The organism is Streptomyces sp. NPDC054794 (assembly GCF_053611585.1).
Map to the genome: position 1 here is coordinate 23,478 of NZ_JBSHAQ010000075.1, position 13,160 is coordinate 36,637.

Consider the following 13,160-nt stretch of genomic DNA (forward strand, 5'->3'; position numbering starts at 1 on the left):
CGTGTCCCCTCCGGCGGCCGGGGCAAGGTCAAGAAGTGCGGGCAGACCTCTTGCCCGGGTCCCAATGGCCTGGATTACTGTCCCGGACAGATCGACCGAATGATCGGTCGCCCGAATCGGCACGATCGGCGAGGGAGTGGCCCCCCATGGCGGAAGCGACGGAGCTGTTCGACCCGGGGGAACGGCTGGACGCGGAGGCACTCAGGGCGCTGCAGCTGGAGCGGCTGCGGTCCTCGCTGCGGCACGCGTACGAGAACGTGCCCTTCTACCGGGCCTCCTTCGACAAGGCCGGAGTCCGGCCGGAGGACTGCCGCTCGCTGGACGACCTGGCCCGCTTCCCCTTCACCACCAAGGCCGACCTGCGGGAGAACTACCCGTACGGCATGTTCGCCGTGCCCCGCGACCGCATCCGCCGCATCCACGCGTCGAGCGGCACCACCGGGCGCCCCACGGTGGTCGGCTACACGGAGAACGACCTGTCCATGTGGGCCGACATGGTGGCGCGCTCGATCCGGGCGGCGGGCGGGCGGCCCGGCGACACGGTTCATGTGGCGTACGGCTATGGGCTGTTCACCGGCGGTCTGGGCGCCCACTACGGCGCCGAACGCCTCGGCTGTACGGTCGTCCCGGCGTCCGGCGGCATGACGGCCCGCCAGGTGCAGCTGATCCAGGACCTCGAACCCGGCATCATCATGGTCACCCCCTCGTACATGCTGACGTTGCTCGACGAGTTCGAACGGCAGGGCGTGGACCCGCGGAGCACCTCGCTGCGGGTCGGCGTGTTCGGCGCCGAGCCGTGGACCGAGCAGATGCGGCGCGAGATCGAGGAGCGGTTCGCGATCGACGCGGTCGACCTGTACGGGCTGTCGGAGGTCATCGGCCCGGGTGTCGCCCAGGAGTGCGTGGAGACGAAGGACGGCCTGCACATCTGGGAGGACCACTTCTTCCCGGAGGTCGTCGACCCGATCACGGGCGAGGTGCTGCCGGAGGGCGAGGAGGGCGAACTGGTCTTCACCTCGCTCACCAAGGAGGGCATGCCGGTCATCCGTTACCGGACCAGGGACCTGACCCGGTTGCTGCCGGGCACGGCCCGGGTGTTCCGACGGATGCAGAAGATCACCGGGCGCAGCGACGACATGGTGATCCTGCGCGGGGTCAATCTGTTCCCGACGCAGATCGAGGAGATCGTGCTGCGCACCCCGGGCGTCGCCCCGCACTTCCAGCTGCGTCTGACCCGGGAGGGCCGTCTGGACGCGCTCACGGTGCGGGCCGAGGCGCGGCCCGACGCGAGCGCCGAGGCGCGGGAGTCGGCCGCGCGGAGCATCGCCGCCGCCGTGAAGGACGGCATCGGCGTGTCCGTCGCGGTCGAGATCGTCGAGCCGGAGTCCCTGGAGCGGTCCGTGGGCAAGATCCGGCGCATCGTGGACCTGCGGCAGCGCGGCTGAGGGCGGCGGCGTCAGGCGCGGGAGGCGGGTTTGGTCACCCGGAACGCGAACTGGCCGCAGAAGGTGAGCTTGCGCAGGTTCACCAGCGCCGTCCGCCGCCGCGTCCTGCGCGCCCAGGTGTCGATCTCCGTGTTGAGCGGGGACTCCTCCTCCCAGTACCGGCCGTACTGCTTCTTCCGGGTGGAGTGGTAGGTGCGCATGATCAGGGTCACGCCGTCGAGGGAGGGCCGGATCTCGTCCAGGGCGAGCCCGGCCTCCTCGACCAGCACGCGGAATCCGTACGGCGTGTAGTTCCACAGGCTGAAGGAGTGGTAGGGCTCGAACTGCGAGGTGCTGCCGATGAACAGCCCGCCAGGTCGCAGGACCCGGCCCACCTCGCGCAGGAGCTCCCTGGGGCGCGCGACGTGCTCGAAGACCTGGTGCGAGTAGATGAGCGGCACGCCGTCCGTGCGGAACGGGAGGCGGACGCCGTCGTAGTACACCACCGGGTCCTGGCCGGGCCGGCGCTGATGGGCCTCCGGTGAGTCCCGGATGTCGACCCCCACCCAGCGCACCTTCGGATCGTGTCGCCGGAAGAGACCGGCGGACGTGCCGCGACCGCAGCCGAGGTCGACCACCCGGTCCGGCGCCCCCGCGGAGCTCATGGCCTCGTCGAGGTAGTAGCGGGAATTGACTTGGCGCGCGTGGTCGTCGGGGATGCAGTCGTGCATGAGTTCCCACAGGGTCGACATGTCCTGAGGTTACGGAGGGGCCACCCCCTGGGCCAGGGCCGGGCGGTGGTTCGTGGCGGGCGTCATCCCTTGGGGTGAACGGGGCGCCCGCGGCGCTGCCGGGCGGGAGATTCCGGACAGGTCGTGGGCCGCCACGCTGTTGCGGTCGGCGACCGAGCGGCCGAACGCGTGGTGCGGCCACAGTCCCCCCGCCATCCGGCGGCTGCGCTCGCTCCAGTCCAGGGCCTCGGGGCCGCGCGCCTTGTAGAAGTTCAGGGCGTAGCCGCCGGAGTGGATCCGCAGCAGGCTGAACCCGCCCGGATATTCCTTGGCGGCGCCGACCTCCTGCAGGGTGACGTGCGGGGCGAGCGGCAGGACGGTGCGCTTGTTGCGGTGGGTGTGGCCGGCGTGGTGCAGGAAGACGCCCGGGGCGGCGGCGTAGGCCTCCAGGATCGAGCGGGCCTGGCGGCGGCCGAGGCGCTGCCCGGCGCTCACCGGGAAGAGGGAGTCGCGCACGGTCAGCGGGTGGTGGCCGAAGACCACGGTGGGCTGTTCCGCGTTCGCGCGCAACCGGCGCCGGAGCCAGGACAGTTGCTCGGCACCGAGCCCGCCCGCGTCGGCGCCGTTGCCGCGTTTCTCGTACGTGTCCAGGCCGATGATCCGCAGTCCGGCCACGTCCCGGGCGAAGTATCCGGGGCCGTCCTCCTCGCCGAAGCCCCGGCAAAAGGCGTCGCCGCCGTCGCCCGCGCGCCCGCCCCGCTCGGGGCGGGGCCGGTCGTGGTTGCCCCGGACGACGAAGTAGTCCCGCCCGTGGTCGCCGAAGCCGTTCAGGATCGCTCTGGCCTCGGCCAGGTCGCGCGGCGCGCCGCCCGCCGAGATGTCACCCGCGGCCAGCAGCAGGTCCGCCCCGCGGCGGCGGGCCTCGTCGACCAGGGCCCGGCCCATGATCTCCGGGTACGGGGCCAGTCCCGGGCGCTGGGAGATCCCGCGCAGCAGGGGGATTCCGGCCACCAGGCCGGCGGTGGTCTCGCCGAGGTGCAGGTCGTTGCAGAGCGCGAGGGACAGGAGGTGGCGGCCGGGCGGGGGCTCGGGGGTGGTGAAGGAGTACGGGCCGCCGTGCGAGCCGAGGCCGTGCCGTGAGGTGCCCGCGGCGTTGCCGCGCACCAGGTGCAGCGATGTGGGCACGGCGGCCACGCCCCGCGAGCGGGCCTGGTAGTAGTACGTCTGCCCGGGCTCCAGGCCGGTGAGCTCCACGTGGTGGTGAGCGGTGGGCCGGTCCTCGCCCGCGGTGCGGTGGAGGCGGGCGGGGTGGGTGCCGTAGACGACTTCACCCTCCGTGACGGCGGGCAGCATGCGGCCCGGGCCGTCGTCGGTGCCGGGCACGCCGGTGTACCACGTGATGACGGCGCGGTCCTCGGTGAGGGTGACCAGTTCCAGGTGGACGGCTGCGACGGGGTGGGGGTGACGGGGACGGAGGCGGTGTGCGGCGGCGGCCCGCAGCAGGGCGGGGGCGAGCAGCAGGCCGGAGCGCAGTACCTCACAGGGACCGGGGACGGCCGCGAGGGCGGCGAGGGGAGCGGAGAAGCAGCAGCGCATGTCTGTTGTGTGCGCGTGCGCCGTGAACGGCGGACGTGGTGACGGCAGCCGTGTCGGGTATGGAACCGGACTTCTTGTGGCCTCACCGCGCGTGACCGCACCGGCGCGGCCGACGGGTCACCGGGTGAGGCCGGACGGTACGGCCTCCTCGACGGCGTCGGCCGTACGGCCCCGGTCCCAGGTCGCGTGCCGGACCAGCGCGACCGACGCCGACAGCGCCACCAGCCCCGTCACACCCGGCCACCCCAGCCACCCGTACGCCCGCACGCCGAGCCACGAGCCCGCGCTGCCCCCGAGGAACGCGCACGTCATGTAGGCCGTGTTGACACGGGCCCGGGCCTGGGGCCGCAGCGAGAAGATCCGCGCCTGGTTGGCGACCTGCCCGCACTGGGCCGCCACGTCGAGCAGCACCATGCCGCCGGCCAGCGCGACCAGCCCGGCCGCGCCGCCCGTGCCGCCGAGCGTGAGCACGCCCGCCGAACCGATGACCCCGAGCAGCGAGCACAGGCTCACGGCGTCGGACCCCGTGCGGTCGGCCGCGCGCCCGGCGAACGGCGTGCAGAACATGCTCGCGGCGCCGACCAGGCCCAGCACGCCCACGGTCTGCGCTCCCCTGCCGTACGCCGGTCCGGTCACGAGCAGGGTGAGCGTGGTCCAGGCGGCGCTGAAGCCGGCGAAGACCATGGCCTGGTAGAGGCAGGAGCGGCGCAGGTCGGGCTCCTCGCGCCACAGGCGCACGGGGGCGGCGATGAGCTCCCGGTAGCGCTCCCGCGACGGCGGGGTCGTGGCCGGGACCACGCGGGACAGGGCCGCCGCGAGGGCGAGGAGGGCCGCCGAGGCCACCAGGTAGGGGGCGCGCCAGCCCAGCCATGCGCCGAGGGTGCCGCTGAAGGTGCGGGCCAGCAGGATGCCGCCGATCAGGCCGCTGAGGAGCGTGCCGGTGACCGCGCCGCGCCGGTCGGCGGGGACCAGGCCGGCGGCCATCGGGATGATGATCTGCGGCACGACCGTGGTGACGCCGGTGACCGCGCTCGCGGCGACCAGGACCGGGAGTGTGGGGGCGGTTCCGGCGGCGAGCAGTCCGAGGGCGGTCAGGGCGAGCAGCGTGACGATGAGCCGGCGGGGCGGCAGCCGGTCGCCCAGCGGGACGATCAGGAAGATGCCGGCCGCGTAGCCGAGTTGGGCCGCGGTGACCACGAGGGCCGCCGAGCCGGCCGTGACGTTCAGGTCGGCGGCCACCAGCGAGCTGATGGCCTGCGGGAAGTAGATGGTGGAGACGCCCACGCCGCAGGCGAGGGCCAGGACGAGGATCACCCACCGGGGCGTGGTCGGCGGTGCGCAGGAGGCGGGCACGCGGACACCTCACACGGGAATCGGTTCACATGGCCGACTGACGTACGCCGACGACCCGGTCGGCGCCATCCTCGGCCGCGTCACTCGCGAGGCGCTCGAATCGTGGAGGCGGCTAGTCCGCGAAGCGGTCGCGCAGTGCCCGTTTGAGGATCTTGCCGCTCGCGTTGCGCGGCAGCGCGTCGACGAACAGGATCCGTTTCGGTGCCTTGAAGGGCGGCAGCTTCTCGCGGGCGTGGGCGACGAGTTCGTCCTCGGTGACCTCGGCGCGCCGCACGACGACCGCCGTGACGGCCTCGATCCAGCGCTCGTCGGGGAGGCCGATCACGGCGGCCTCGGCGACGGCCTCGTGCGTGTACAGGGCGTCCTCGACCTGGCGTGAAGCGATCAGTACGCCACCGGAGTTGATGACGTCCTTGACCCGGTCGACGATCGTGAAGTAGCCGTGCGCGTCCCGCACGGCCATGTCCCCCGAGTGGAACCAGCCGTCGCGAAAGGCCTCGGCTGTCTCCTCGGGCTTCTCCCAGTAGCCCTCGCACAACTGCGGTGAGCGGTAGACGACTTCACCGGGCGTGCCGTCGGGCACGTCCTCGCCGTCGGAGTCGACCACGCGGGCGTCCACGAAGAGCACGGTGCGGCCGCAGGAGTCCAGCCGGCCCTTGTGTTCGTCGGGGCCGAGCACGGTGGCCAGCGGGCCGATCTCGCTCTGGCCGAAGCAGTTGTACAGGGCGAGCTTCGGGAACCGCTCGCGCAGCCGCTCCAGGACGGGCACCGGCATGATCGACGCGCCGTAGTAGGCCTTGCGCAGGCCGCCCAGGTCCCGGGTGGCGAAGTCGGGGCGGTGGGTGAGGCCGATCCACACGGTCGGCGGGGCGAACAGGCTGTCCACGCGGCCGGCTTCGATCAGGTCGAAGAGCCTGTCCCCGTCCGGTGCGGCCAGGATGACGTTGGTCGCGCCGACCGCGAGGTAGGGCAGCAGGAACACGTGCATCTGGGCCGAGTGGTACAGCGGCAGGGCGTGCGCGGGCCGGTCGCCGGCGCTCAGGTCGAGCGCGGCGATCGCGCTCAGGTACTCGTGCACCAGGGCCCGGTGGGTCATCATCGCGCCCTTGGGCAGCGCGGTGGTGCCGGAGGTGTAGAGCAGCTGCACCAGGTCCTCGGTGCGCGGCTCGGGACCCTCGTACGGCGCGGTCGTGGCGAGCCGCGTAAGGAACGAGTCGTCGCTGTCCCGCAGTGGCATCACCCGTAGGCCGTCCGGCAGTTGCCCGGCGAGGCCCGGGTCGGCGAGCACCAGCGTGCTGCCCGACTGGCCGACGATGTAGGCGAGGTCCTGCCCGGTCAGGTTCTGGTTGACCGGCACGTGCACGAGTCCCGCGCGGGAGCAGGCGAGGAAGGCGATCAGGTAGGCGTCGGAGTTGTGGCCGTAGGCACCGACCCGGTCGCCGGGGACGAGGCCCTCGCCCAGGAGGAGACCCGCCGCGCGGGAGACGGCCTCGTCGAGTTCCGCGTACGTCCATGTGCGGTCGTTGTACTCCACCGCGACGCGCGCGGGGGTGCGCCGGGCGCTGCGCCGCAGCACCCCGTCGACCGTGCTGCCCTGTGCCTGCGTCATGACACATGATCCTCTGTCCGCCGCGAGGGCGAGGTCAAGGACCCGGGGCCACGGGCTGCCACGGAGTGCCGCGGCGGGCGGTCACACCGGGCGGGTGCGGCCCTCCCAGTACGGGTCCCGCAGGCGTCGCTTGTACAGCTTTCCGTTGGGATCGCGGGGCATCTCGGCGATGAAGTCGACGCTCTTGGGGCGCTTGTACCCGGCGAGCTGTCCGGCGCAGTGGGCGAGCAGCGCGGCGGCCAGGTCGGGCCCGGGTTCGTGGCCCGGCGCGGGCTCGACGACCGCCTTGACCTCCTCGCCCCAGTCGTCGTGCGGGATGCCGAAGGCGGCTGCGTCGGCGACGGCGGGGTGGGCGAGCAGGGCGGACTCGATCTCGGCGGGGTAGATGTTGACCCCGCCCGAGATGATCATGTCGATCTTGCGGTCGCGGAGGAAGAGGTAGCCGTCCTCGTCGAGGTGGCCGAGGTCGCCGACGGTGAAGAAGTCGCCGATGCGGTTCTTCTTCGTCTTGGCCTCGTCCTTGTGGTACGAGAAGCCGCCGGTGTTCATCTTCAGGTAGACGGTGCCGAGTTCGCCGGGCGGGAGCCGGTTGCCGTCGTCGTCGAAGATCGCGAGTTCGCTGATCGGCCAGGCCTTGCCGACGGTGCCGGGCTTCTTCAGCCAGTCCTCGGCGGTCGCGAAGGCCCCGCCGCCCTCGCTGGCCGCGTAGTACTCCTCCACGCAGTGGCCCCACCAGTCGATCATGGCCCGCTTCACGTGGTCGGGGCAGGGGGCGGCGCCGTGGATGGCGTGCCGCATGGACGAGACGTCGTACGCCTGCCTGGTGTCCTGCGGCAGGGCGAGGAGCCGGTGGAACTGGGTCGGGACCATATGGGTGTGCGTGCAGTCGTGGGTGTCGATGAGGCGGAGCATCTCCTCGGGCGTCCACTTGTCCATCAGCACCAGCCGGTGGCCGATGTGCAGCGACGCGCCCGCGAACTGCAGGACGGCCGTGTGGTACAGCGGTGAGCAGACGAGGTGCACGTTGTCGTCGAAGGGCTGGATGCCGAAGATGCCGAGGAAGCCGCCGAGGTAGGACTCTTCGGGGGCCTTGCCGGGCAGCGGGCGCCGGATGCCGCGCGGGCGGCCGGTGGTGCCCGAGGTGTAGTTCATGACCCAGCCCAGGGTGCGGTCGGCGGGCGCGGAGTCCGGTTGTCCGTGGAGGAGTTCGGCGTACGGCCGAAAGCCCTCGACCGTGCCGACGGCGTACCGGTGCGTCGCCGGGAGTCCCGCCTCGTCGGCGGCGTGCCGGGCGGGCTCCGCGAACCGCTCGTGCGCGACGAGCACCTTGGCGCCGGAGTCGGAGACGATCCAGGCGATCTCCGGGCCGACCAGGTGGTGGTTGACCGGGACGAGATAGAACCCGGCCTGGGAGGCGGCGAGATACGCCGTGAAGAACTCGACGCCGTTGGGCAGGACGACGGCGAAGGCGTCGCCGCGTTCCAGGCCAGCGGCGCGCAGGCCGTGCACGAGCCGGTTGGCGGCGGCGTGCAGTCGTCCGGCGGTCCACTCCTCGCCGTCGGGGGCGACGAGGACGCCGCGGTCGGGGTCCTGGGTGGCCTGGGCCCAGAAGCCGGTGGGGGGTGTGCTCACTGGCCGCTCCTTCCGGCGATGCGGTTGATACGGTCCACGGCTTCCTCGAAGCCGCGGGTGAGGTCGTCGAAGACGGCCTGGACGCTGCGTTCGCTGGTCATCCGGCCGACGATCTGACCGACGGGTGTGCCGAGCAGCGGCTCGACCTCGTACTTCTGGATGCGCGAGACGGCCTCGGCGACCAGCAGGCCCTGCAGGGGCATCGGGAGGGTGCCGGGCCCGCCCGGATCGTCCCAGGCGTCCGTCCATTCGGTGCGCAGCTGGCGGGCCGGCTTCCCGGTCAGGGCCCGGGAGCGGACGGTGTCGCCGGACCCGGCGGCGAGGAGCTTGCGGGTCAGGGCGGGCGAGTGGAGATCGGCCTCGGTCGTGGTCAGCCACAGGGAGCCCAGCCACACTCCCTGGGCGCCGAGCGCGAGGGCCGCGGCCACCTGCTGTCCGCTGCCGATGCCGCCCGCCGCCAGTACGGGCAGCGGGTCGACGGCCTCGACGACCTCGGGTGTCAGCACCATGGAGGCGATCTCGCCCGTGTGGCCGCCGGCCTCGTAGCCCTGGGCCACGACGATGTCGATGCCCGCGTCCTTGTGCTTGCGGGCGTGCCGGGCGCTGCCCGCGAGCGCGGCGACGAGCACGCCGCGGTCGTGGGCGCGGGCCACGATGTCGGCGGGCGGGGAGCCGAGGGCGTTGGCGAGCAGCTTGATCGGGTAGTTGAAGGCGACGTCGAGCTGGGTGCGGGCCACCTGCTCCATCCAGCCGGTGATGCGCCAGCCGGAGGCCTCCCCCCGCGCCAGTTCGGGCACGCCGTACTTGGTGAGGGTCTCCTGGACGAACGCCCGGTGCCCCTCGGGGATCATCGCCTCCACGTCGGCCTCGGTCACGCCCTCGACCTTCTTGGCGGGCATCACGACGTCCAGCCCGTAGGGCCTGCCCTCGGCGTGCGCCTCGATCCAGTCGAGGTCGCGTTTGAGGTCGTCGGGGGCCGTGTAGCGGACCGCGCCGAGCACGCCGAAGCCGCCGGCCCGGCTGATGGCCGCGGCGACGGCGGGGAACGGCGTGAAGCCGAAGACGGCGTGCTCGACTCCCAGTTGCTTGCTCAGCTCCGTCTGCATGGGCGCAGGATGCCGCAGTCCTCCGGACGACGGAAGGCCTATTCTGATACACCGTCAGATTTCTGCTGACCGGGCGGCGCGCCGCCGGATTTCGCGGGCGGCCTTCCCGGGCGGCGACTTCACGCCGACTTCCGGGCGGCCCGGTTGACACCCTGCACAGGCGGCACGAGGGTTTCAGCGGCGCTACGACGGGAGGCTCCTCGATGGCCGAAGACGCGGCGGACCGGGACACGGGCGACGGCCGCGGGCCGACACGCCGCCAACTGGGCAGTGCCGCCTTGGCCCTGGGCGGCGCGCTGACGCTCGCCCCCTTCCCGGCCGGCCTCGCCGCCGCGGCGCCACCGAAGTCCGCGTCCGGCCACCCCACCCTGCGCCACGGCACACCGGAGCGCGCCGGACTCCTCGCCCCGCACCTGCGGCAACTCGTCACGGACGCCGAGACGTTCCTCGGCCCGTCCCCCAAACACCCCTGGTACGCGGGCGCCGTACTGCTCGCCGGGCGCGGCGGCACCGTGGCCCTGCACCGGCCGATCGGGATGGCGGTGCGCTACGCGGCGTACGACGAGAAGACCGACACCGGCGTCGAGTTCCCGGCCGAGGGGCAGATCCCCATGGCCGAGGACACCGTCTTCGACCTGGCCTCCGTCTCCAAGCTGTTCACCTCGCTGCTGGCCGTGCGGCAGTGGGAGCGGGGCGCCCTGGAGCTGGAGGCGCCGGTCGCCTCGTACGTCCCGGAATTCGGGGCCGCGGGCAAGCAGGGCATGACGATTCGTCAACTGCTCACCCACACCTCGGGCTTCCGCCCCTGGATCCCGCTGTACAACGCGCCGACGCACGAGGCGAAGCTGCGCCTGATCTACGACGAGGCGCCGCTGAACCCGCCCGGCACCGCCTACCTCTACTCGGACCTGAACCTGATCTCCCTCCAGTTGGTGCTGGAGCGGATCACCGGCCGCACCCTGGACGTCCTCCTGCACGACGACATCACCGCCCCGCTCGGCCTGCGCCGTACCCGCTACAACCCGCCCGCCTCCTGGAAGCCCAGGATCGCGGCGACCGAGGACGCGCGCAGGCCGTGGTCGGGGCTCGACCGCGGACTGGTGTGGGGCGAGGTGCACGACGAGAACGCGTACAGCCTCGGCGGTGTCGCGGGGCACGCCGGGGTGTTCTCCTGCGCGTGGGACCTCGCCGTGCTCGGCCGCACCCTGCTCAACGGCGGCGCCTACGGCCGGGCGCGCATCCTTCGGCCGGAGTCGGTGGAGCTGATGTTCACCGACTTCAACACCGCCTTCCCCGGCGACGAGCACGGGCTCGGCTTCGAGCTCTACCAGCACTGGTACATGGGTGCGATGGCCACCCCGCGCACGGCGGGCCACACCGGTTTCACCGGTACCTCGCTGGTCCTCGACCCGTCGACCGACTCCTTCCTCGTCGTGCTCGGCAACTCGGTGCATCCGGTGCGCGGTTGGCGCTCCGGATCCGCTCCCCGGGTGGCCGCGGGCAACAACCTGGCGCGTGCCGTGCCCGTCCGCCCGGCGCGCGGCCGTACGGCCTGGTTCACGGGCATGGTGAACGCCACGACCGCGACGCTCACCCTGCCCGCGCTCGACACCTCCGCGGGCGCCGCCCGCCTGCGCTGCGCCCTGTGGTGGGACACCGAGCCCCGCTCGGACCTGCTCGCCCTGGAGTCCTCCACGGACGACGGCGCCACCTGGCGGCCGGTCCCCTTCACGACCGTCCGGCACGGCGCGGCCCCGCAGGACCACCCGGCCGGCACCGTCACGGGCTGGTCCGGGCGCGTCTGGCACCGGCTGACCGCGGAGCTTCCGGCCGACCGGCACCTCGCCCTCCGCTGGCGCGGCACGACGGACCGGCTCTATGTCGGCCGGGGCGGGTACGTGGACGCCCTGCGGGTGGAGGCGGGCGACACGGTGGTGTTCGACGAGGCGCGCCCGGCGGACGGGGCACGCCTCGTGGCCGTCGGCTGGGAGCCGTCGGCCGACTAGGCCGGGGGCGACGGGGCCGACGGCGGCCGGCCGTCGGCGATCAGTCCGTGGGCGCGGCGGTCTCCAGTACCGCCATGGCCGCGTTGTGCCCCGGCACCCCGCTCACCCCTCCGCCGCGCACCGCGCCCGCCCCGCACAGCAGGACGTTGGCGTGCCGGGTCTCCACGCCCCAGCGGCCGGTGTCCTCCTGGGCGTACGGCCAGGCGAGGTCGCGGTGGAAGATGTTGCCGCCGGGCAGGCGCAGGTCGCGTTCGAGGTCCAGCGGGGTCTTCGCCTCGATGCAGGGGCGGCCGTCGGCGTCGGTGGCCAGACAGTCGGCGAGCGGTTCGGCGAGGTGGACGTCGAGCTGGGCGAGGGTGGACTTCAGGAGCGCGTCGCGTACGGCGTCGTTGTCCCGGGCGAAGAGCCGGGCGGGCGTGTGCAGGCCGAACAGGGTGAGGGTCTGGTAGCCGCGTTCGACCAGTTCCGGGCCGAGGATCGTGGGGTCGGTCAGGGAATGGCAGTAGATCTCGGAGGGCGGCGCGGCGGGCAGCTCGCCGGACGCGGCCTGGGCGTGGGCGGCGGCCAGTTGGCCGTACCCCTCGGCGATGTGGAAGGTGCCGGCGAACGCCTCCCTCGGGTCGACGGAGGTGTCCCGCAGCCGGGGCAGCCGCTTGAGGAGCATGTTCACCTTGAGCTGGGCGCCCTCGGCGGGCGTGGGCGCCTCGTCGCCGGTGAGGGCGGCGAGTTCCTGCGGGGAGGCGTTCACCAGGACGTGCCGGGCGGCGGCGACGCCCTCGCCGTCGGCGGTGCGGTAGGTGACCTCGGCCGTCCGCCCGTCCGTCTCGATACGCAGGGCCTCGTGACCGGTGGCGATCACCGCGCCGGCGGCCCGTGCAGCGGCGGCCAGCGCGTCGGTCAGGGCGCCCATGCCGCCGACCGGCACGTCCCAGGCGCCGGTGCCGCCGCCGATGACGTGGTAGAGGAAGCAGCGGTTCTGCCGCAGGGAGGCGTCGTGCGCGTCGGCGAAGGTGCCGATGAGGGCGTCGGTGAGGACCACGCCCCGCACCAGGTCGTCGGTGAAGTGCTCCTCGATCGCGGCGCCGATCGGCCGCTCGAACAGGTCCCGCCAGGCGTCCTCGTCGTCGACGCGACGGCGCAGTTCCTCGCGCGTGGGCAGGGGTTCGGTGAGGGTGGGGAAGACGCGCTCGGCGACCCGGGCCGTCATGGCGTAGAAGCGCTGCCAGGACGCGTATTCGCGCTCGCCGCCGGTCAGCCGGGCGAAGGCCTCGCGGGTGCGCCCCTCCCCGCCGCCGACGAGCAGCCCAGTGGGACGGCCGTCCCGCTCCACCGGGGTGTACGAGGAGATGGTGCGGCCCCGGACACGGAAGTCCAGGCCGAGGTCGCGCACGATCTTCTGCGGCAGCAGGCTGACCAGATAGGAGTAGCGGGACAGCCGGGCTTCCACCCCGGCGAAGGGGCGCGTCGAGACGGCGGCGCCGCCGGTGTGGTCCAGCCGCTCCAGGACCAGCACGGACCGTCCGGCCCGGGCCAGGTAGGCGGCGGCGACCAGGCCGTTGTGGCCACCGCCGACGATCACGGCGTCATACGTCCGGTTTCCCTCGTGTGCAGGCATGGTTCTTGGTAACACGCGATGATCCGCGCCGGCGAGAGCACGGTGCGCCCGGGGGCCCGGCCCTGGTCGGGCGGGCCCCCGGGCGGGT

General features: G+C 73.1%; 9 protein-coding genes. 2 read left to right on the forward strand and 7 right to left on the reverse strand.

Annotated features, from left to right (window positions below):
• Positions 1–146: 146 nt before the first annotated feature.
• On the forward strand, positions 147–1,445 hold the full coding sequence (paaK, locus tag ACWGKT_RS44025) for a phenylacetate--CoA ligase PaaK (RefSeq protein ID WP_453278123.1): 1,299 nt from the start codon (positions 147–149) through the stop codon (positions 1,443–1,445).
• A gap of 11 nt (positions 1,446–1,456) precedes the next feature.
• On the opposite strand, the gene ACWGKT_RS44030 is transcribed toward paaK, so the two are convergent.
• The 6 genes from ACWGKT_RS44030 to ACWGKT_RS44055 form a co-directional block, all read right to left on the reverse strand.
• A complete protein-coding gene (locus ACWGKT_RS44030; RefSeq protein ID WP_453278124.1) occupies positions 1,457–2,176 on the reverse strand; it encodes a class I SAM-dependent methyltransferase in 720 nt (239 codons plus the stop codon).
• Positions 2,177–2,185: 9 nt separating this feature from the next.
• Complete coding sequence (locus ACWGKT_RS44035) at positions 2,186–3,751, reverse strand: metallophosphoesterase (protein ID WP_453278125.1); 1,566 nt, start codon at positions 3,749–3,751, stop codon at positions 2,186–2,188.
• Positions 3,752–3,868: 117 nt separating this feature from the next.
• Complete coding sequence (locus tag ACWGKT_RS44040; RefSeq protein WP_356148435.1) at positions 3,869–5,104, reverse strand: MFS transporter; 1,236 nt, start codon at positions 5,102–5,104, stop codon at positions 3,869–3,871.
• A 112-nt stretch (positions 5,105–5,216) separates the two neighbouring features.
• Positions 5,217–6,713, reverse strand: coding sequence for an acyl-CoA synthetase (locus ACWGKT_RS44045; protein ID WP_453278126.1), 1,497 nt, complete (start codon positions 6,711–6,713; stop codon positions 5,217–5,219).
• 81 nt (positions 6,714–6,794) lie between these two features.
• Positions 6,795–8,345, reverse strand: a complete 1,551-nt coding sequence (locus ACWGKT_RS44050; RefSeq protein ID WP_453278127.1) for an acyl-CoA synthetase — start codon at positions 8,343–8,345, stop codon at positions 6,795–6,797.
• Positions 8,342–9,451 (reverse strand): nitronate monooxygenase, encoded by a 1,110-nt coding sequence (locus tag ACWGKT_RS44055; protein ID WP_453278128.1) that lies wholly within the window; start codon positions 9,449–9,451, stop codon positions 8,342–8,344. The genes ACWGKT_RS44050 and ACWGKT_RS44055 overlap by 4 nt, the downstream gene beginning before the upstream one ends.
• A 203-nt stretch (positions 9,452–9,654) precedes the next feature.
• Between ACWGKT_RS44055 and ACWGKT_RS44060 the strand changes: the two genes are divergently transcribed.
• The gene (locus ACWGKT_RS44060) at positions 9,655–11,457 is read left to right on the forward strand and encodes a serine hydrolase (RefSeq protein WP_453278129.1); all 1,803 of its coding nucleotides are present in this window, start codon (positions 9,655–9,657) and stop codon (positions 11,455–11,457) included.
• Positions 11,458–11,497: 40 nt separating this feature from the next.
• Here ACWGKT_RS44060 and ACWGKT_RS44065 read toward each other — a convergent pair whose 3' ends face one another.
• Positions 11,498–13,072 carry a phytoene desaturase family protein gene (locus ACWGKT_RS44065; RefSeq protein WP_453278130.1) on the reverse strand — a complete coding sequence of 525 codons (1,575 nt, stop codon included), beginning with the start codon at positions 13,070–13,072 and terminating at the stop codon, positions 11,498–11,500.
• Positions 13,073–13,160: the final 88 nt, after the last annotated feature.

What these genes read in the sequence shown, in the direction of transcription:
- paaK (WP_453278123.1), top strand. Translation starts at nt 147, where the DNA reads ATGGCGGAAGCGACGGAGCTGTTCGACCCGGGGGAACGGCTGGACGCG.
- ACWGKT_RS44030 (WP_453278124.1), bottom strand. Translation starts at nt 2,176, where the DNA reads ATGTCGACCCTGTGGGAACTCATGCACGACTGCATCCCCGACGACCAC.
- ACWGKT_RS44035 (WP_453278125.1), bottom strand. Translation starts at nt 3,751, where the DNA reads ATGCGCTGCTGCTTCTCCGCTCCCCTCGCCGCCCTCGCGGCCGTCCCC.
- ACWGKT_RS44045 (WP_453278126.1), bottom strand. Translation starts at nt 6,713, where the DNA reads ATGACGCAGGCACAGGGCAGCACGGTCGACGGGGTGCTGCGGCGCAGC.
- ACWGKT_RS44055 (WP_453278128.1), bottom strand. Translation starts at nt 9,451, where the DNA reads ATGCAGACGGAGCTGAGCAAGCAACTGGGAGTCGAGCACGCCGTCTTC.
- ACWGKT_RS44060 (WP_453278129.1), top strand. Translation starts at nt 9,655, where the DNA reads ATGGCCGAAGACGCGGCGGACCGGGACACGGGCGACGGCCGCGGGCCG.
- ACWGKT_RS44065 (WP_453278130.1), bottom strand. Translation starts at nt 13,072, where the DNA reads ATGCCTGCACACGAGGGAAACCGGACGTATGACGCCGTGATCGTCGGC.